We start from the raw sequence: 20,050 nt of genomic DNA on the forward strand, positions 1-20,050 counted from the left end.
CCATCAACAGGCACGCCAATTCAGAACCATAGTCGGTTCCTGGCAAGTTGCGCGGCGGTGTGGTCCTTACACCGCCGGTCGCGGATGAATCACCGCGCGCATGCGCTCCTCTTCGAGAAATTTCATGATGATCGGCGCCACGGCTTCGGCCCGGGTGATCAGGAATAGGTGGCCATCATCGATGATGTGCAACTGCGCATTGGGAATGCGCCAGGCGAGCATGCGCATGTTGATCAGCGGGATCAGTGGGTCGTCGTCCCCGGCCAGCACCAGGGTGGGTTGGCGGATTTTGTGCAGCCAATGGATGCTGGTCCAACCCAGCCCGGCAAACAGCTGCCAGTAGTAACCCAGCTTGCCGGCCGAGCGCACTTTGCTCGCGTGTTCGGCGGCCAGTTTCGAATCGCGGCGGAACGAGCCGCCGTAAATCATCGGCGCAATGCGCACCACGTGGGACGGTTGGATGTAGCGGCGTGGGCTGGCCATCAGCCACAGCACTTTGGGCTTGCCCGGCACCATCACCGCACCCGCTGCCGTGGCCGCGAGGATCAGCTTTTTACAACGCTCCGGGTAGTCGTAGGCGAATTGCTGCGCTAGCGCGCCACCCCACGACACACCCACTGCGTTGACCTGGCCGTAGTCCAGGTAATCGAGCATGCGCGCGGTAAGTTTGGCCAGGCCGGGAAAACGGTAGGGCCGGTTGGGCGTCGACGAACCGCCCACGCCGGGCACATCGAAGGCGATCACTTCCAGGTCCGGGTCCAGCGCCTGGACGAACGGAAACACCAGCTCAAGGTTGGCGCCGATGCCATTGAAGATCAGCAAAGGCGTCAAGTGAGGCTTGCCCGGGCGCACCGCCGTGCGGATGGTCTGGCCATCCAGGTCGATGGTACGGAAGATGAACGGTTGAGGCATGGGGGAACCCTTCGGGTTAGGGGGGGCAGTTGCGAGCTTCAAGCTACAAGCTGAACTCAATCAGCTTGAGGCTTGTAGCTTGCAGCTATCGTTCATGCACATATGTTCCCGGCGCCGCTTCGGCTGCGGCGTACGTTTTATTACCTAATGCCGTCGGTGCTTTCTTCAACTTCCCCGCCCGCTCCGCCTGCCATACCTGCCAATGCAGCCACCAGGAATCGGTGTGCTTGGTTGCATTCTCCTGCCATTCCAGCGGTTTCGCCGTGAGGCTGTCACTGGTCTGGTAACGCGCCTTGGGATTGCCCGGTGGATTAAGAATGCTCTGGATGTGACCGCTGCTGGACAACACGAATTCAACCTTCCCACCAAACAGCTGCGCCGACTTGTAGCAAGACTGCCACGGCGTGATGTGGTCGTTGGTGCCGGCCAGTGAATAGATATCGGCGGTGACCTGCTTGAGGTCAATCGGCGTACCGCACACTTCCAGGGCGTTGGCGCGGACCAGTGGATTATTTTTGAACAGTTCGATGAGGTCGCCGTGGAAGGCGGCCGGCAAGCGCGTGGTGTCGTTGTTCCAGAACAAGATATCGAACACCGGCGGCTCGTTGCCGAGCAGGTAGTTGTTGACCCAGTAGTTCCAGATCAGGTCGTTGGGGCGCATCCAGGCGAACACCTTGGCCATGTCGCGGCCTTCCAGCACGCCGGCTTGATAGGAATGGCGCTTGGCCGCTTCCAGGGTCTGTTCGTCGACAAACAGCGCCACCTGGGTGTCCAGCGTGGTGTCCAGCACGCTCACCAGCAGGGTCAGTGCGTTGACCTTCTTCTCGCCCAGCGCCGCGTAGTGGCCCAGCAGCGCGGTGCAGGTAATGCCACCGGAGCAGGCGCCGAGCATGTTGATGTCTTTGCTGCCCGTGATCGCGGTGACCACGTCGACCGCTTCCTTGAGCGCTTCGATATAGGTCGACAGGCCCCATTCACGCTGGGCCTTGGTCGGGTTGCGCCAGCTGACGATAAACGTCTGCTGGCCATTGCGCAGGCAAAAGCGCGCCAAGCTCTTATCCGGGCTCAAGTCGAACACATAGAATTTGTTGATCTGCGGCGGCACCACCAACAGCGGGCGCTCGTGCACCTGTTCGGTGATCGGCTTGTACTGGATCAACTCCAGCACGTCGTTGCGAAACACTACGGCACCTTCGGTGGTGCCCAGGCTCTTGCCCACTTCAAAGGCGCCCATGTTGACCTGGCTCGGCATGCCGCCGTTGTGCACCATGTCCTTGGCCAGATGGGAAAGGCCATCAAGCAGGCTTTTGCCGCCGGTTTCAAAAAAGCGTTTGACCGCCGCCGGGTTGGCCGCGCTGTTGGTCGGGGCCATGGCTTCGGTCATCAGGTTGATCACGAAGTGGCCGCGGCTGACGTCCTGTTCCGACAGGTTGCTGTCGCCGATCCAGTCGTGCAGTTCCTTGCGCCACGCCAGGTAGGTCTGCAAATAACGTTTGTAGAGCGGGTTCTGGCTCCAGGCAGGGTCATGGAAACGACGGTCGTCGCTTTCGGGTACCAGCTGCGATTTGCCGAACATCACATTCTTCAATTCCACGCCAAAATGCGCGACGTGTTTGACGCTGTGCAACGGTTGCTTGATGGCTTGGGTCAGCACCATCTTCGCCGAGGCGAGTAAATCCTTTTTACGTAACGCGATGATCGGGTTCAGCCCCAGGGTGTTTTCCGAGGCCTGGCGTTTCAAGTCATCGTTATTCTTGTTACTCATCTACGACGCTCCATTGTCCGAAAGACGAGTACCCGTTACTGCCGCTGTGCACCCAGTTTCGATACACAACACAAGCCAGGTACTGCGACTCGGGTGACCGTTGATACCGCATCGTCAAATGCAGGGAACTTGCCAGCTCCATTGGTTACCCGAGTTTGATTTTTTTCGCAAGCGGACCAATCGTTGGTCACGCGAAAGGGCATTCAAGCAGATGAAATTAGAAAATGCCCTCTAAAGAGCAAGACGCCTGGGCTAGAGCATCAGCCGCACGACCGACTGACTTGGATCGCGGGTTTTGCCGGTCGCTTTGAGTTCGGCAAGGTAGTCGGCCCACAGCGCGTCCTGGCGCACGGCCAATTGGTAGAGGTAGTCCCAGGTGAACAGTCCGCTGTCATGACCGTCGTCGAAGGTCAATTTCAGTGCGTACTGACCGGCCGGTTCTATTTTGACCAAACGCACGTTGAGTTTGCCGAATTGCAGGATGGGTTTGCCGTGACCCTGGACTTCTGCGGAAGGCGAGTGGGTGCGCAGCAGTTCGGCGGGGAGTTGGTACACCTCGTCGGGCCCGTAGGTAAGGCCGAGAGTGTTGGAGGTTTTGTGCAGGTTTACAGCTGTAGGGAATTTGGACATGGGAGCCTCCAGCGGCCAGCCTTAAGCTACAAGCGGCAAGTTGAATGGGCTCAACTTGAAGCTTGTAGCTTACAGCTTGAGCTCACAGAATGTAGCGCGACAGATCTTCGTTCTGCGCCAATTCGCCCAAGTGGCTATTGACGTAATCCGCATCAATTTTGATCACTTCGCCATTCTGCGCACCGGCCAGGTCGCCGGCGCTGAAGGACACTTCCTCCAGCAAACGCTCAAGCAGGGTATGCAGTCGACGCGCACCAATGTTCTCGGTCTTCTCGTTGACCTGCCAGGCGATCTCCGCCAGACGCTTGATGCCGTCCGCTTGGAACTCGATACCCAAGCCTTCGGTTTTCAGCAACTCACGGTATTGCTCGGTGAGAGAAGCATGCGGTTCGCTGAGGATGCGTTCGAAGTCGCCCGGGGTCAGTGCCTTGAGCTCGACGCGAATCGGCAGGCGGCCTTGCAGCTCCGGCACCAGGTCGCTTGGCTTGCTCAGGTGGAAGGCACCGGAGGCGATAAACAGGATGTGGTCGGTCTTGACCATGCCCAGCTTGGTGTTCACGGTGCAGCCTTCGATCAGCGGCAGCAGGTCGCGCTGCACGCCTTCACGGGACACATCCACACCGCCGGAGTTACCGCGCTTGGCGACCTTGTCGATTTCATCGATAAACACAATGCCGTGTTGCTCGACCGCTTCCAGGGCCTTGGCCTTGAGCTCTTCCTCATTCACCAGGCGCCCGGCTTCTTCGTCGCGCACCAGTTTCAGCGCTTCCTTCACCTTGAGCTTGCGGCTTTTCTTTTTGCCCTTGCCCATGTTGGCGAACAGGTTCTGCAACTGGCTGGTCATTTCTTCCATGCCAGGCGGGGCGGAGATGTCGACACCGGAGACTTCGGCGACTTCGATCTCGATTTCCTTGTCGTCCAGCTGGCCTTCACGCAGGCGCTTGCGGAACAGCTGGCGGGTGTTGGAATCCGAGGCCGGTGCGGCGTCTTCGTTGAAACCCGCGCGTGCCGGTGGCAGCAGGGCATCAAGGATGCGTTCTTCCGCGGCGTCTTCGGCGCGATGGCTGACCTTGGTCATTTCCTGCTCGCGCAGCAGTTTCAGCGCGGCATCGGCCAAGTCACGAATGATCGACTCGACGTCGCGGCCCACGTAGCCCACTTCGGTGAACTTGGTGGCTTCGACCTTGATGAACGGTGCATTGGCCAGTTTGGCCAAGCGACGGGCTATTTCGGTTTTACCGACGCCGGTAGGGCCGATCATCAGGATGTTTTTCGGCGTTACTTCAACACGCAGCTCTTCGGGCAGTTGCATGCGGCGCCAGCGGTTACGCAGCGCGATGGCAACGGCGCGCTTGGCATCGTCCTGGCCGATGATATGGCGGTTGAGTTCATGGACGATTTCGCGGGGAGTCATGGACATAGTGTTTGGCGGCCTCAAGCGAGAATAAGCCTACGGCTTATTCGGCGAGGTCCTGCTCCTCAATGGTCTGATTGTGGTTGGTGAACACGCAGATATCGCCGGCAATGCCCAAGGCCGTCTCGACGATTTCGCGGGCCGACAGGTCGGTTTTCTTCAACAGTGCGCTGGCTGCCGCTTGGGCGTAGCCACCGCCGGAACCCATAGCGATCAGGCCATGTTCGGGCTCAACCACATCGCCGTTACCGGTGATGATCAGGGAGGCATCTTTGTTGGCGACGGCCAACATGGCTTCCAGGCGGCTGAGCGTGCGGTCGGTGCGCCATTCTTTGGCGAGCTCGACGGCGGCGCGCACGAGGTGGCCCTGGTGTTTTTCCAGCTGGCCTTCGAAGCGCTCGAAGAGGGTGAAGGCGTCGGCGGTAGCGCCGGCAAAGCCCGCGAGAACCTGGCCGTGGTAAAGGCGACGCACTTTCTTGGCGTTACCTTTCATCACGGTATTGCCAAGGGAAACCTGGCCGTCGCCGCCCATGACGACTTTGCCGTGGCGACGTACTGAAACGATGGTGGTCAAGGGGAGAGTCTCCACGCAGCGGGGCGAAAATGCCCTGATGGAAACTGATATGGGGGTGGCGAGGGGGATTTCAACTGTAGGACGGGAGGGCGGACGAGTTGTGTTTATGTGTCGGACTCGGTCCTGAGGCCGCTGAAAATAAATGTGGGAGCTGGCTTGCCTGCGATGGCGGTGTGTCAGTTACTGAAAATATTGACTGTTACACCGCCATCGCAGGCAAGCCAGCTCCCACATTTGTACTGGGTTGGCTGGGAGTTAGCGGCTCTGGCGTTGTTGTAACAACAGGTTGCTAAACCCTGCGCCCGCCAGTTGTTTCTGCGCGACGGTCAGCTGTTCACGGTTGCTGAACGGCCCCACCAGCACGCGGTACCAGGTCGCATCCTTCACCGTACCGGACTCTACCGTCACCGCTTGGCCCAGCAGGATGATCTGCGCGCGCACGCGATCCGCATCCGCCTGTTTCGGGAACGAGCCCGCTTGCAGGAAGAACTTGGTCACCGGCGCTGCCTTGGTCTCGGCGACCGGTGGTGCTGGCGGCGGAGTGATCCCGGCCAATGCGGCCTGGGCGCGCGCGGTGTCGATTTTCGCGGCTTCTGCCGGGGTGACCGGCGTGACCGGCGTGGTCGGCACTTGCGGCGTCGGCAGGGTTTTCTCCGGTACGGCGTCAGGCGGCACGATCACTTCCGATTCCGGCAGCAGCGTGTAGAAGTCGTACTTTGGCTTCACCGGTGCTGTTGGGCTTGGCGCGGTCTTGTTGGCTTCGGCCATTTTGGTGGCTTTCTGCTGCTCCTGTTTGACCCGTTTGACGTCGTCGCCCTGGCCTGGCTCCAGTTTCATCAGGAACACGATAAACGCGCCAACGGTGAGGCCGATGGCCATCCACAGCCAGCCTGGAATAGGCTTCTTTGCCGGGGCCTGGTAACGGCTGGCGCCGCGCTTGGGTGCAGGTTTTTTCTTGGCAGCCAACTTACATACGCTCCAGAGTTTCCAGGCCCAACAGTTCCAGGCCTTGCTTGAGGGTCCGTCCAGCCAGTGCGGCGATGCGCAGACGGCTTTGCTTTTGGGCTTCGTCGTCGGCGGTCAGGATCGGGCAGTTCTCGTAGAAGCTGGAGAACAGGCCCGCGACTTCGTACAGGTAGGTGCACAGAATGTGCGGGGTGCCTTTCTCGCCGACGCTGTTCAGCACTTCGCCGAATTGCGCGAGCTTGGCGGCCAGTTCTTGTTCGTGCGGAGCCTCCAGCACGATCTGGCCGTCAACTTCGCTGAAGTCCTTGCCCAGCTTGCGGAACACGCCAGCCACACGGGTGTAGGCGTACAGCAGGTAAGGCGCCGTGTTGCCTTCGAAATTGAGCATCAGGTCGAAGTTGAAGCTGTAGTCGCTGGTGCGGTGCTTGGACAGGTCGGCGTATTTGACCGCGCCAATGCCCACCACGCGGGCGATGTTGCGCAGGTCGGCTTCGGCCAGCTCCGGGTTCTTTTCCTTCACCAGGGTGTAGGCGCGTTCCTGGGCTTCGGTCAGCAGGTCGATCAGCTTTACCGTGCCGCCATCGCGGGTCTTGAACGGGCGGCCATCGGCGCCGTTCATGGTGCCAAAGCCCATGTGTTCCATGTGCATCGGGTGGGTGACGAAACCGGCTTTGCGCGCTACGGCGAACACTTGCTGGAAGTGCAGGGCCTGGCGCTGGTCGACGAAGTACAGCGCGCGGTCAGCCTTGAGCGTGCCGCTGCGGTAGCGTACAGCCGCCAGGTCAGTGGTGGCGTAGAGGTAGCCGCCATCGGCCTTGACGATGATCACCGGCAGCGGCTCGCCGTCGGCGTTCTTGAATTCGTCGAGGAACACGCACTGGGCGCCGTTGCTCTCGACCAGCATGCCAGCAGCCTTCAAGTCGTTGACCACATTGATCAAGTCGTCGTTGTAGGCGCTTTCGCCCATCACATCGGCCATGGTCAACTTGACGTTGAGCAGTTCGTAGATCTTCTGGCAGTGGGACAGCGAGATATCCTTGAACTTGGTCCACAACGCCAGGCATTCGGCATCGCCGGCCTGCAGCTTCACTACCAAGCCACGGGCGCGGTCGGCGAACTCTTCTGACTCATCAAAGCGCTTCTTGGCCGCGCGATAAAAATTTTCCAGATCTGACAATTCGTCGCTGGTGATCGGGTTTTCCTGCAGGTAGGCCATCAGCATGCCGAACTGGGTGCCCCAGTCGCCGACGTGGTTCTGACGGATGACTTCGTCACCGAGGAACTCCAGGACCCGTGCTACGCCGTCGCCGATGATGGTCGAGCGCAAGTGGCCGACGTGCATCTCTTTGGCCAGGTTGGGGGCCGACAGGTCGACCACGGTGCGCTGGGCCGGGCCGTCTTTGCGCGCGCCCACATGGGCATCGACCAAGGCCGCGTCGAGGCGGTTGGCCAAGGCCTGGGTGTTCTGGAAGAAGTTGATGAAGCCAGGGCCGGCGATTTCGGCCTTGGTGACGCTTTCATCGGCAGGCAGCGCGGCAATGATTTTTTCAGCCAGGTCGCGTGGTTTCATGCCGGCAGGCTTGGACAGCATCATCGCAATGTTGCTGGCGAAGTCGCCGTGGGTCTTGTCGCGGGTGTTTTCCACCTGGATCGCCGGCGTCAGGCCTTCAGGCAACACACCTTCGTTGACGAGTTGGGTGAGGGCTTGTTGGAGCAGCTGGCGAATGGTGTCTTTCATGGTGTTCTCTTTCGACCGCAAGCGGCGGCGCGCGATGCGCAGGTGGAAAAACTGGGCATTATCCGTGGCGAGGGCGGGCTTGCCAACCATTCAGACGGGTTGGCGACCTGCGGGCCTCATCGCGGGCAAGTTCGCTTCCATATTTAAGGCTGTTCACATTTCAAAATGTGGGGGCTGGCATGCGATTGCAATGTAACGATCAGTACAAATCCACCGGGTCCACATCCAGCGACCATCGCACTTGTCGGCCGCTGGGCATTTGCTCCAGGGCAAGCAACCAGCTACTTAATAGCCGATGCAGGGGCGCACGGGAGGTTGCTTGCAAGAGTAGCTGAGCACGATAACGCCCGGCGCGGCGTTCCATGGGCGCAGGCACCGGGCCGAGCAGCTCGATGCCGCTCAGGCTCAGCTCGCCGAGCAAACGTTCGGCGGCGCTGCACGCTTCATCCAGAAAGCTTTCGGCCTGCCCTGGTTTGTGGGCTTCGGCGCGTAATAACGCTAAATGCGAAAAAGGTGGCAGGCCGGCGGCGCGGCGTTCGCTCAGCGCCTGTTCGGCGAACGCAAAGTAACCTTGTTCAGTCAGTTGGATCAGCAGCGGATGTTCGGCCAGGTGTGTCTGGATAATCACCCTGCCTGGCTCTTCGGCGCGGCCTGCGCGGCCGGCGACCTGCACGATCAACTGCGCCATGCGTTCGCTGGCGCGGAAATCCCCGGAGAACAGCCCGCCGTCCGCGTCCAGGATCGACACCAGGGTCACCCGTGGAAAATGGTGCCCTTTGGCAAGCATCTGCGTGCCGATCAAGATGCACGGCTGGCCCTTCTGAATGGTCGCGAACAGTTGGTTCATCGCGTCTTTGCGCGAGGTGCTGTCGCGATCGACGCGCAGCACCGGGTAATCGGGGAACAGAATGCCCAGGCGCTCTTCCGCGCGTTCGGTGCCTGCGCCTACAGGTCGCAGGTCGACTTTGCCGCATTGCGGGCAGTGGCGGGGCAGCCGCTCCACATGACCGCAGTGATGGCAGCGCAACTCGCCGTGGCGCTGGTGCACGGTCATGCGCGCATCGCAGCGCTCGCACTCGGACATCCAGCCACAGTCGTGGCACAGCAGGGTCGGCGCAAAGCCCCGACGATTGAGAAACACCAATACCTGTTGGCCGGCGGCGAGGGTCTGGCCTATGGCTTGTTGCATGGGCCCGGAAATACCGCTGTCCAATGGGCGACTTTTAACGTCGAGGCGTAGGAAACGTGGCTGCTTGGCGCCGCCCGCCCGCTCGTTGAGGCGCAGGAGGCCGTAACGGCCGGTGTAGGCGTTGTGCAGGCTTTCCAAGGACGGCGTGGCCGAGCCCAGCACAATCGGGATGTCTTCCTGGCGTGCGCGCACCAACGCCAGGTCGCGGGCGTGGTAGCGCAAGCCTTCCTGCTGTTTATAGGAGCCGTCGTGCTCCTCGTCGATGATGATCAGCCCGGGGTTCTTCATCGGGGTGAACAGCGCCGAACGGGTGCCGATAATAATGTCGGCTTCGCCATCGCGCGCGGCCAGCCACGACTCCAGGCGCTCACGGTCGTTGACCGCCGAGTGCACCAGGGCGATACGTGCGTTGAAGCGTTGTTCGAAGCGCGCCAGGGTTTGCGGGCCCAGGTTGATCTCGGGGATCAACACCAGTGCCTGTTTACCGGCTTGCAGGGTTTCGCGGATCAACTGCAAATAGACTTCGGTCTTGCCGCTGCCGGTGACCCCGGCCAGCAGGAAGGCATGGAAACTGTCGAAGCCTGCACGAATTGCTTCATACGCAGCGCGTTGCTCTGGGTTCAGCGGCAATTCCGGTTGGGCCAGCCAGTGTTCGTGGCGGGCGTTGGGGGCTTGCTTGCGGATCTCCACCTGCACCAAGCCTTTAGCCAGCAGCAGGTTGAGGCTGTCCTTGCTCAGCATCAGCTTGCTTAACAGTTGATGGGCCACGCCGTGGGGATGCTGTGCCAGTGTCGCCAAGGCTTCACGTTGGCGCGGGGCGCGGGCGATACGCGGGTCGTCGAGGCTCGCGCCGGGCACCGTCGACCAGAAGCGTTCCTGGCGTGCTTCGGCCAGTTCGCCTTGGCGCAACAGTACCGGCAATGCCCAGCTTAAGGTGTCGCCCAGGCTGTGCTGGTAATACTGGGCCGTCCACAGGCACAGCTTGAACAGCGCAGGTGGCAGCGGTGGGGTGGCGTCGAGTATCGCCAGCGCGGGCTTGAGCTTTTCCGCAGGCACTTCGCTATGGTCGGCCACTTCCACCAGGATGCCGATCATTTCCCGCCGGCCAAAGGGTACACGTACGCGCATGCCCGGCTGTAACTGCGCCCGCAGCACGCCAGCCGGAGCCCGGTAATCGAACAGGCGGCGCAGGGGCGAGGGCAGGGCTAGGCGCAAAATGGCGTCGGGCACGCGGGGGTCTCATATAAAGGCAGGCGGTGGCGCAGGGGCGGGAGCCTAGCAGACAGGCGCAGGCTTGGGTATGCCGCACTTTCTGATGAAAGGCGCGGATTCAGCCAGATGCGCCGCTTGCGCGATTAAAAAGGTCTGGTAGAATCCGCGGCCTAATTACGTGCGGTATTCGACAATAGTGTCGAGTGGCGGCACGCTAGCCCGAGGAAGTGCCATGAAAGCCGATATCCATCCAGCGTACGAAACCATCGAAGTAACCTGCAGCTGCGGCAACAAGTTCGAAACGCGTTCGAACCTGTGCAAGCCACTGGGTACTGACGTATGCAACGAGTGCCACCCGTTCTACACCGGTAAGCAGAAAACTCTGGACACCGGCGGCCGTGTACAGCGCTTCGCAGATCGCTTTGGTGCTTTCGGCAAGAAGCCTGCTACTCCAGCAGAGTAAGGCTCAAAAGCCTTATGGGCTTTTGCCAGCTGTTGAAAAAGGCGTCCCTTGTGGGCGCCTTTTTTGTGCCTGGGATTTGGCAGTCAGCTGCCCAGGCGCAGGTGTTCTGTCCCGCGCCGTCAGGCCTGGCCCGGGTGGAGGTGCAGCGCGTGGTGGATGGCGACACGGTGCGCCTCAAGGATGGTCGCAGCGTACGGATGATTGGCCTCAATGCGCCGGAGACCGGCAGGCGAGGCCGTTCCGACGAGCCCTACGCCGTCGCTGCCCGTCAGCGCTTGCAGGCATTGGTTGACGCCAGCGACAGTCGCCTCGGCCTGGTGCCTGGGCGCGAGAGCAAAGACCACTACGGACGCACGCTGGCTCACCTCTACGGTGCCAATGGCGAGAATCTGGAAGCGCAGTTGCTGGCCGAGGGCCTGGGGTTCCAAGTGGGCGTCGCGCCCAATGTCGATCTCGTCACTTGCCAGCAGGCGGCCGAAAACACTGCCCGCAAGGCGCGACTGGGTCTTTGGCGCCAGTCGCCAGTGCAACAGGTGGCGCAGCTCAAGCAATCCGGCTTCGTGCTTGTCAGCGGTAAAGTGCGCAAGATCGAACGCAATCGTGGTGGAATCTGGATCGAATTGCGAGGTTCACTGGTATTACGCATTGCACCCGACCTCATCCAACAATTCGACGCCGCATGGCTAAGTGGTCTGCAAGGCAAGGCAATCGAGGCGCGCGGCTGGGTGCAGGATCGCGCCAAGCGGGGCGCCCTGAAAAACGGCCAGGCACGTTGGCTGCTGCCAGTGACCGACCCCGGTATGCTCAAATCGATTTATTAATAAAAAATTGTAGACATTTTTTTAGGTGATTGTGAACACTTGAGCCCTTGTGTCCCGTGGCCTTAGACCAAAGTACGGCACTTTGGGGCCTTGACACCTGTGACTGCCCAGTCTTGTAGGGACTTTGCGACACGCGTATCCTCGGCGGTCCGTCGACCAACAGCAAAAGCGGAATGCCGATATGTCTGATTTGAAAACTGCCGCTCTCGAATACCATGCCCATCCTCGTCCAGGGAAGCTGAGTGTAGAGCTCACCAAAGCCACTGCCACCGCCCGCGACTTGTCGCTGGCCTACAGTCCTGGTGTTGCCGAGCCCGTACGTGAAATCGCCCGCGACCCTGAACTGGCGTACAAGTACACCGGCAAAGGCAACCTGGTTGCAGTGATTTCCGATGGCACCGCGATTCTCGGCCTGGGCAACCTTGGCCCATTGGCGTCCAAGCCAGTCATGGAAGGCAAAGGCGTGCTGTTCAAGCGCTTCGCCGGCATCGACGTTTTCGACATCGAAGTCGACTCCGAAAGCCCGCAGGCGTTCATCGACACGGTCAAGCGCATTTCCATCACCTTTGGTGGCATCAACCTGGAAGACATCAAGGCACCTGAGTGCTTCGAGATCGAAAAGGCCCTGATCGAACAGTGCGACATTCCGGTATTCCACGATGACCAGCACGGCACCGCGATCGTTACCGCTGCCGGCATGATCAACGCCCTGGAAATCGCTGGCAAAACCCTGGCTGATGCCAAGATCGTCTGCCTGGGCGCTGGCGCCGCAGCCATCTCGTGCATGAAGTTGATCGTGAGCATGGGCGCCAAGCTGGAAAACATCTACATGGTCGACAGCAAGGGCGTGATCCAGTCCGAGCGTACCGACCTGAACCAGTACAAGGCGATGTTTGCCCATCCTTCGTCCAAGCGCACCCTGGCTGACGCGCTCGACGGTGCAGACGTGTTCGTTGGCCTGTCTGGCCCGAACCTGCTGAGCGCCGAAGGCCTGAAGTCCATGGCGGCCAACCCGATCGTGTTCGCCTGCTCCAACCCGGACCCGGAGATCTCGCCGGAACTGGCGCATGCCACTCGCAACGACGTGATCATGGCCACTGGCCGTTCGGACTACCCGAACCAGGTCAACAACGTTCTGGGCTTCCCGTTCATCTTCCGTGGCGCCCTCGACGTTCGCGCCAGGCGCATCAACGAAGAGATGAAAGTGGCTGCTGCCAACGCCCTGCGTGAACTGGCCAAACTGCCGGTGCCTCAAGACGTGTGCGATGCCTACGGTGGCGCCAAGCTGGAATTCGGTCGTGAGTACATCATCCCGAAACCAATGGATAAGCGCCTGATCACCCTGATCTCCGATGCCGTGGCCAAAGCCGCCATCGAGACCGGTGTGGCTACCCTGGCGTATCCGAAGAACTACCCGCTGCAAAGCGTGGATGATGTGTTCAACGGCTAAGCCGTAGACCCATAAAAAAACCCGGCTCGGAACGCCGGGTTTTTTTATGGGGAAGTTTCAAGCTGCAAGCTGCAAGTTTAAGGGTGGCACATCACAGCTTTTTCTTGCCGCTTGCCGCTCTCTAAAAGAGATCGATCGGCGCCGCCTCGTCTGCTGGCAGCGGGCTGCCCGGCGCGACGCCATTGCCCAGCTCATTAATTGACGGCGGCGTGTCTTCGCTCTTGAACAGTTCGAAGTACGCATTCGGCGTGCTTGGCGATGCCGCACGGCCACTGATCGGGTCGATCCGCAGGCTGAGGATGCCTTCCGGCTCCGGCTGGGTGTGCAGTGGCTTGTCCTTCAAGGCTGCGCCCATGTAGCTCATCCAGATCGGCAGCGCGACGGTGCCACCGTACTCTCGACGACCAAGGCTTTCCGGTTGGTCGTAGCCGGTCCACACGGTGGTGACGTAGTCGGCGTTGTAGCCGGAGAACCACGCATCCTTGGACTCGTTGGTGGTGCCGGTCTTGCCCGCGATATCGGCGCGGCCAAGGGCCAGGGCGCGGCGGCCGGTGCCCTTCTTGATCACGTCTTCAAGGATGCTGTTGAGGATATAAGTGGTACGGCCATCGACGATGCGCTCGGCCACGGCTGGCGCCTGCGGTTCGGTTGCAGCGGCGTTGGCAGTTGGCGCAGCACCTGGGGTTGGCTCAATGGTGATGCCGCCATTACTCGGGGCCGCCAGGCCATCATTCGCGGCTACGCCGTTGACCACATCCCCCGGCACTCGCGGCGGGTTGGCGGTAAACAGGGTGTCGCCGTTGCGGCTTTCGATCTTGTCGATCAGGTACGGCGCGATCTTGTAGCCGCCGTTGGCAAAGGTACTCCAGCCGGTGGCGATTTCCATCGGCGTAAGGGTCGCGGTGCCCAGCGCCAGGGACAGGTTTGGCGGCATGTCGGATTTGGCAAAGCCAAAGCGCGTCATGTAATCGATGGTCTTGCCCACGCCCATCGCCTGCAGCAGGCGGATCGACACCAGGTTACGTGACTTGTACAGCGCCTCGCGGATGCGGATCGGGCCGAGGAACGTGTTGTTGTCGTTCTTCGGGCGCCAGACTTTGTCCAGGTACTCGTCGACAAACACGATCGGGGCATCGTTGACCAGGCTGGCGGCGGTGTAGCCGTTGTCCAGTGCGGCGCTGTAGATGAACGGCTTGAAGCTCGAGCCGGGCTGGCGCTTGGCCTGGGTCGCACGGTTATAGTTGCTCTGCTCGAACGAGAAACCACCCACCAGCGCGCGGATTGCACCGTTCTGCGGGTCCAGAGACACCAGAGCGCCCTGGGCCAATGGCACCTGGCTGAATTTGAGCGTGTCGTCCTTCTGGCGTTGCACGCGGATCAAGTCACCCACCTGCGCCACGTCAGACGGCTGCTTGGGCATTGCGCCCATGCTGTTGGTGTTCAGGAAGGGGCGCGCCCATTTCATGCTGTCCCATGCCACATGGGCTTCACCCGTGCGGGTCAGCACCTGCACGCCATCCTTGTTCACTTGGGTGACGATCGCCGGCTCCAGGCCGCTGATCGCACGTTGCTTGCCCAGCTCGGTGGTCCAGGCGCTCAGGGTCTTGCCCGGCAGGCGCGATTCAGGGCCGCGGTAGCCGTGGCGCTGGTCGTAGGTGATCAGGCCGGAATGCACCGACTCATTGGCGATGTCCTGCAGGTTGCTCGGCACAGTGGTGGTCACACGGAAACCTTCGGTGTAGGCCTCGCTGCCGTAGCGGCCGACCATCTCGGCGCGCGCCATTTCGGCGATATAGGGTGCGTTCACTTCCGGCGTCTGCACGTGGTAGCTGGCGTTCAATGGCTCGGCGATGGCGCTTTCGTAAGCGGCTTGGTCGATCTTGCCCAGCTTGTACATGCGCCCCAGGATCCAGTCGCGGCGTTCTTTGCTGCGCGCCGGGTTGGCCAAGGGGTTGAAGCGTGATGGGGCCTTTGGCAGGCCCGCAATCATGGCCATCTGCGCCAGGCTGGCATCACGAATTGACTTGCCGTAGTAGACCTGCGAAGCCGCCTCGATCCCATAGGCACGGTTGCCCAGGTAGATTTTGTTTACGTACAGCTCGAGGATCTCGTCCTTGGTCAACTGGCGCTCAATCTGCAGTGCCAAGAGGATCTCCGTGGCCTTGCGCGAAAAGCTGCGCTCGCTGGTGAGGAAGAAGTTCTTCGCCACTTGCATGGTGATGGTGCTGCCGCCGGACTGAATGTGTCCGCTTTTTACCAATTGTGTCGCCGCACGCAGCAGGCTGCTTGGGTCGACGCCATAGTGGTTGGCAAAGTTATCGTCTTCGGCCGACAGCAGGGCGTTGATGAAATTGGGTGGAATATCGGCAAAACGAATCGGTGTGCGGCGCATTTCGCCGAACTCCGCGATCAGTTTTTCATCGCTGCTGTAGACCCGCAAAGGAATCTGCAACTGGATGCTTCTAAGGGCCTCTACGGAGGGTAAACCCGGACTAAGGTAGAGGTAGGCCCCGCTGAGCACGAGCAGCAGCCCGCAAACGATGGCGACAATGGAGTACCCGAAAAACTTCAGCAGACGAATCAAGGCTTTTGGATTTCCAGAGAAAAGAATGAGTTAGGCGTCGGGGCATGCATGGCAAACGATGGATCGACCCGAGCTGCAGATAAATAGCGGGAAAAAGCGCTGGGCATTAAAGCATTTTTCGACTTGGGGCGTCATTCGCGCCGGTTCAACAAGTCGACCGAATGCAGGGTGCACAACGGCAATCAGGCGGTATGACAGACAAAATTTTAGGGAGTTTTATGAGAAAGGGATTTTTCACGCGAAAAGCCGACACCTTGCTAGGTGTCGACATCAATGACACGAGCATCCGGCTGATCGAGCTGGGTCGCTCAGTTTCGGGGTTCAACGTTCAAGGCTATGTTACACAGGCGTTGCCTGCGCACACGGTGGTCGACGGCACCTTCCTCGATCTCGACGGTGTAGGGCGCACCTTGCGCAGTGCGTTGTCGCGGTTATCGACGTCGGCCCGTGGTGCCGCCGCCTCTGTGGCCGGGCCTTCGGTGATCACGCGGATGATCGAAATGGAAGCGGGGCTCACAGACGATGAGATGACCTGGATGATCCAGATGGAGGCAGACCAGTACATTCCTTATCCATTGGATGACGTGGCCATCGACTTTCAGGTGCGCGGGCCGACTGCACTTGACCCAGGCCGTGTCGAGGTACTGCTCGCTGCATGCCTCAAGGATCAGGTGGAAGCCCGCGAGGCAGTTTTGGCCCTGGCGGGGCTGGTGCCGAAGGTGGTCGATGTCGACGCGTTTGCATTGGCGCGCGCTTGCAGTCAGGATTTCGCAAGCTTCACGCCGAGCGATCGAGTGGATAGTGCACAATGGGCCGTGGATGCCCAAGGGATGGGAATTGCTTGCGGGTTGGCCCTGAGGAGTTTCGCTTGAAGACACGAATCAACCTACTGCCTTGGCGCCAGTCGCTGGCAGAGCGGCGTCGCAAGAATTTGCTGGCGTGTTTGCTGGTGTTCGCTTGTGCGGCGCTGGCGACTGTGTGGCTGGCGGATCAGGTGATCGACCAAGCCATTGATCGTCAGGTGACTCGCAATGACCATCTGGGCAAGGAAATCACCGGCCTGGATTCGCGCATCAAGACCATCGATGACCTGCAGGAGCAAAGCCAGCAACTGGCGCAGCGCATGAAGGTCGTGCAAGACCTGCACGATGCACGCTCCAATGGTGCTCAGCTGTTGGATCAGTTGGCGCGTGCGGTGCCTGACGGTGTGCACCTGCATGAAGTGCTGGCGAAGGGCGATACGGTGAGTATCAGCGGCAGCGCTGAATCCAGCCAGGACATCGCCCGGTTGATGCGCCGCCTGGAGGCCGCGCAAGGCGCCCATTCGACGCGACTGCAACATGTGCGGACGGATGGCGCGCGCGGCAACAATGAGTTCCAGCTGATGGTCCGTCAGGGAGAGTCCACCGAGGCTCAACCTTGAGCCTGCTGAGGCTCAATCTTTCTGCACTCACTCACAACGCTGCAAAATGGCCCTTACCCGGCAAGGCCCTGTTGGGCTGTGCGCTGACGGGTCTGGTGTTTGTGGTGGGCGACCTTGCGTACCTGAGTCCTTCGCGGGCGCGGTTACATCAAGTCGAGGCGCGGGAAGTGGCCCTGCAGCAGCAAGTCGCACAAAAAACTGTCCTGGCTGCCAGCCTTGAGGCGCGCACGCAACAGCTTCAGTTGATGCAGGCGAAGGTCGATGAGCTTTTGCAGGCATTGCCGAGCGAGTCAGAAATGCCCGGCTTGCTGGAAGACGTTGCGCGTCTGGCACTGGCCAATGGTTTGCTGGTTGAGAGCGTCACCCCGTTGGATGAGTTGTCGCGGCCGTTCTATCACGAACAACCTGTGCAGATCGGTGTCGCGGGCGCTTATCACGACCTCGCGATGTTCGTGAGTGGCCTGGGTGGCCTGTCGCGCATCGCCACGGTGCACGATGTGGCCTTTAGGCGTGATGGCAAGCTTTTACGCCTTGACCTGCTGGCCAAGACTTACTGGCATGCTCAGGGCGGTGGGCGAGGCGGGCAAGGGCAGCCGTTTGTCTACGACTCATTGGGGCTGCGCGATCCTTTTCAATTGCTTGCCATTCAGGTAGACCACGTGTCTGGTCGGCCAGCCCGCGCGCCAGACCTCGCCCGGCCACGTGGTGTACTGGAAAGTCTCCCTATGGAACAGTTTGAAATGGTCGGCACGCTGTCCCGTGGGGTGCGAGCTTTCGCCCTGCTGCGTGCGGCATCCAACGTGCACCGCCTGGCGGTCGGTGACTACTTGGGGCCGGACCATGGGCGTATCACTGCCATCCACGAACGTTACATAGAACTGGTCGAGCTGTTTCCTGATGGTCAGGGCGCCTGGATCGAGCGCCCCCGAACGCTGGTGTTAAACCTCAACTCATAACGGAATCAAACAATGAAAAGGACTTTTTCGTCCGTCGGTGTGGCGCTATGGATAGCGTTCACGGCACCGATGGCTAGTGCTGTGCCCAGTCGCGTGGATCTGATCCAGTTGCCGCCTCCCGGCAGCGCCATGTCAAGCGCCTACACAGGCGACAAGCTGAACCTTAACTTCCAGAGCATCGAGTTACGTACCGCGTTGCAGCAAATTGCCGATGTGGCGGGCCTCAACCTGGTAGCGAGCGACGATGTGCAGGGCTCGATCACCCTGCGCCTCAAGGATGTGCCCTGGGACCAGGCGCTGGACCTGGTGCTGCAAGCCAAAGGGTTGGATAAGCGGGTAAAGTCCGGCGTATTACTGGTGGCGCCTGCCGAGGAGTTGGCCGCGCGTGAGCTGCTGACCCTTGAGTCGCGCAAGCAAATGGCCGAACTGGCGCCGTTGCGCCGTGAGCTGTTGCAAGTCAACTACGCCAAGGCGGCGGACCTGGCCAAGCTGTTCCAATCGGTCACGGGCCTTGAGGGCGTCACCGATGAGCGTGGCTCGGTGGCGGTCGATGATCGCACCAACAACATCATTGCCTACCAGACCGGGGAACGGCTGGAGGAGCTGCGGCGGATCGTGGCTCAGCTGGATATTCCGGTGCGCCAGGTAATGATTGAAGCGCGGATTGTCGAGGCCAATGTCGATTACGACAAAAGCCTGGGCGCGCGCTGGGGTGGCCGGCTGAATCGCGGAAACTGGGGCGCGGGAGGTATCCCCAAGCCTCAGTCTGAAGGTGCGGAACCGCCTGAGAACCCACCCAGCTCACCCTTTGTCGATTTGGGTTCGCTGACCGGCACCTCGGGCCTGGGCATAGCCTTTATCACCGATAACCTGCTGCTGGACCTGGAACTCACCGCCATGGAGAAAACCGGCAACGGAGAAATCGTTTCGCAACCCAAAGTGGTCACCTCCGACAAGGAAACCGCGCGCATCCTCAAGGGCACCGAGATTCCTTATCAGGAATCCAGTTCCAGTGGCGCCACTTCAGTGTCGTTCAAGGAGGCGTCGCTGTCGCTGGAGGTCACCCCGCAAATCACCCCCGACGACCGCGTAATCATGGAGGTCAAGGTCACCAAGGATGAGCCCGATTACTTGAACAAACTCAACGACGTGCCGCCGATCAAGAAAAACGAGGTCAATGCCAAGGTGTTAGTGAGGGATGGCGAGACCATTGTTATCGGCGGGGTCTTCTCCAATACCCAAAGCAAAGTGGTAGATAAAGTGCCATTTTTGGGCGATGTGCCGTATCTTGGCCGCCTTTTCCGGCGCGATGTGCTGGCGGAGAAAAAATCCGAGCTGCTGGTATTCCTGACTCCGCGTATTATGAATAACCAGGCGATTGCTGTGAGTCGTTGATTCTGTGCGAAATTTGATTCTTGTAGGACCGATGGGGGCTGGAAAAAGCACCATCGGCCGTTTGCTGGCCAAAGAGCTGCGCCTGCCATTCAAAGATTCCGACAAGGAAATTGAATTGCGCACGGGTGCCAATATCCCATGGATCTTCGATAAGGAAGGCGAGCTGGGCTTTCGTGACCGCGAGCAGGCGATGATCGCCGAGCTGTGTGGCTGCGATGGCGTGGTATTGGCGACTGGCGGTGGCGCGGTGATGCGCGACGAAAACCGCCGCGCGCTGCATGCCGGTGGTCGGGTGGTCTATCTGCATGCGTCAGTCGAGCAGCAGGTGGGCCGCACCGCCCGCGATCGCAATCGACCATTGCTGCGTACGGCCAACCCGGAAAAAACCCTGCGGGACCTGCTCACGCTGCGCGATCCGCTGTACCGGGAGATCGCCGATCTGGTGGTGGAAACCGATGAGCGGCCCCCTCGGATGGTGGTCCTCGACATTCTCGAGCGTCTGCAACGGCTGCCACCCCGTTAAAGCTGGGCCCGAAATGCGCTATTCTCGGCGGCGCG

16 protein-coding genes and 1 pseudogene are annotated in these 20,050 nt (G+C 60.4%); 8 read left to right on the forward strand and 9 right to left on the reverse strand.

Translation table 11 applies throughout. The features are described 5' to 3' along the window. Positions 1-66: 66 nt before the first annotated feature. The 8 genes from phaZ to AACY30_RS13280 form a co-directional block, all read right to left on the reverse strand. A complete protein-coding gene (phaZ, locus tag AACY30_RS13245; RefSeq protein WP_016979176.1) occupies positions 67-912 on the reverse strand; it encodes a poly(3-hydroxyalkanoate) depolymerase in 846 nt (281 codons plus the stop codon). An 85-nt stretch (positions 913-997) separates the two neighbouring features. Beyond that, positions 998-2,677, reverse strand: coding sequence for a class II poly(R)-hydroxyalkanoic acid synthase (gene phaC, locus AACY30_RS13250; protein WP_339469205.1), 1,680 nt, complete (start codon positions 2,675-2,677; stop codon positions 998-1,000). A gap of 252 nt (positions 2,678-2,929) precedes the next feature. Continuing rightward, positions 2,930-3,307, reverse strand: a complete 378-nt coding sequence (locus tag AACY30_RS13255) for a DUF971 domain-containing protein (protein WP_339540453.1) — start codon at positions 3,305-3,307, stop codon at positions 2,930-2,932. 82 nt (positions 3,308-3,389) lie between these two features. After that, positions 3,390-4,727: an ATP-dependent protease ATPase subunit HslU gene (gene hslU, locus AACY30_RS13260; protein WP_339415544.1), complete on the reverse strand. Its 1,338-nt coding sequence runs from the start codon at positions 4,725-4,727 to the stop codon at positions 3,390-3,392. A gap of 37 nt (positions 4,728-4,764) precedes the next feature. Then, complete coding sequence (gene hslV / locus AACY30_RS13265) at positions 4,765-5,295, reverse strand: ATP-dependent protease subunit HslV (protein WP_049710414.1); 531 nt, start codon at positions 5,293-5,295, stop codon at positions 4,765-4,767. Between the two features lie 255 nt (positions 5,296-5,550). Next, complete coding sequence (locus tag AACY30_RS13270; RefSeq protein ID WP_339415545.1) at positions 5,551-6,261, reverse strand: SPOR domain-containing protein; 711 nt, start codon at positions 6,259-6,261, stop codon at positions 5,551-5,553. A gap of 1 nt (position 6,262) precedes the next feature. Continuing rightward, a complete protein-coding gene (gene argS, locus AACY30_RS13275; protein WP_339540454.1) occupies positions 6,263-7,999 on the reverse strand; it encodes an arginine--tRNA ligase in 1,737 nt (578 codons plus the stop codon). Positions 8,000-8,198: 199 nt separating this feature from the next. Continuing rightward, complete coding sequence (locus tag AACY30_RS13280) at positions 8,199-10,418, reverse strand: primosomal protein N' (RefSeq protein WP_339469209.1); 2,220 nt, start codon at positions 10,416-10,418, stop codon at positions 8,199-8,201. A gap of 214 nt (positions 10,419-10,632) precedes the next feature. On the opposite strand from AACY30_RS13280, the gene rpmE reads away from it, so the two are divergent. From rpmE to AACY30_RS13295, 3 genes are all read left to right on the forward strand, one after another. Then, complete coding sequence (rpmE, locus tag AACY30_RS13285; RefSeq protein WP_049710411.1) at positions 10,633-10,863, forward strand: 50S ribosomal protein L31; 231 nt, start codon at positions 10,633-10,635, stop codon at positions 10,861-10,863. A gap of 14 nt (positions 10,864-10,877) precedes the next feature. Beyond that, positions 10,878-11,684 (forward strand): thermonuclease family protein, encoded by an 807-nt coding sequence (locus AACY30_RS13290; RefSeq protein ID WP_339435789.1) that lies wholly within the window; start codon positions 10,878-10,880, stop codon positions 11,682-11,684. 181 nt (positions 11,685-11,865) lie between these two features. Next, the gene (locus AACY30_RS13295) at positions 11,866-13,134 is read left to right on the forward strand and encodes a malic enzyme-like NAD(P)-binding protein (RefSeq protein WP_339415550.1); all 1,269 of its coding nucleotides are present in this window, start codon (positions 11,866-11,868) and stop codon (positions 13,132-13,134) included. A 121-nt stretch (positions 13,135-13,255) separates the two neighbouring features. Here AACY30_RS13295 and AACY30_RS13300 read toward each other — a convergent pair whose 3' ends face one another. Then, the gene (locus AACY30_RS13300) at positions 13,256-15,715 is read right to left on the reverse strand and encodes a penicillin-binding protein 1A (protein WP_445261430.1); all 2,460 of its coding nucleotides are present in this window, start codon (positions 15,713-15,715) and stop codon (positions 13,256-13,258) included. Positions 15,716-15,936: 221 nt separating this feature from the next. Here AACY30_RS13300 and pilM point away from each other — a divergent pair, with 221 nt between their 5' ends. The 5 genes and pseudogenes from pilM to aroK all read left to right on the forward strand — a co-directional run bounded on the left by pilM (position 15,937) and on the right by aroK (position 20,015). Then, complete coding sequence (pilM, locus tag AACY30_RS13305; RefSeq protein ID WP_339469211.1) at positions 15,937-16,590, forward strand: type IV pilus biogenesis protein PilM; 654 nt, start codon at positions 15,937-15,939, stop codon at positions 16,588-16,590. Beyond that, a complete protein-coding gene (locus AACY30_RS13310) occupies positions 16,587-17,141 on the forward strand; it encodes a PilN domain-containing protein (protein WP_339469213.1) in 555 nt (184 codons plus the stop codon). Before pilM ends, AACY30_RS13310 begins: the two co-directional genes overlap by 4 nt. Beyond that, positions 17,138-18,097: a pilus assembly protein PilP gene (locus AACY30_RS13315; RefSeq protein ID WP_339540455.1), complete on the forward strand. Its 960-nt coding sequence runs from the start codon at positions 17,138-17,140 to the stop codon at positions 18,095-18,097. The genes AACY30_RS13310 and AACY30_RS13315 overlap by 4 nt, the downstream gene beginning before the upstream one ends. Positions 18,098-18,235: 138 nt before the next feature. Beyond that, positions 18,236-19,492: pseudogene (locus tag AACY30_RS13320) on the forward strand (type IV pilus secretin PilQ); the annotation flags it as partial. 4 nt (positions 19,493-19,496) lie between these two features. After that, a complete protein-coding gene (gene aroK / locus AACY30_RS13325; RefSeq protein WP_010213757.1) occupies positions 19,497-20,015 on the forward strand; it encodes a shikimate kinase AroK in 519 nt (172 codons plus the stop codon). Positions 20,016-20,050 lie beyond the last annotated feature (35 nt).

The organism is Pseudomonas sp. RA_5y_Pfl1_P24 (assembly GCF_963970945.1).
Taxonomy (GTDB): Bacteria; Pseudomonadota; Gammaproteobacteria; order Pseudomonadales; family Pseudomonadaceae; genus Aquipseudomonas; species Aquipseudomonas tritici.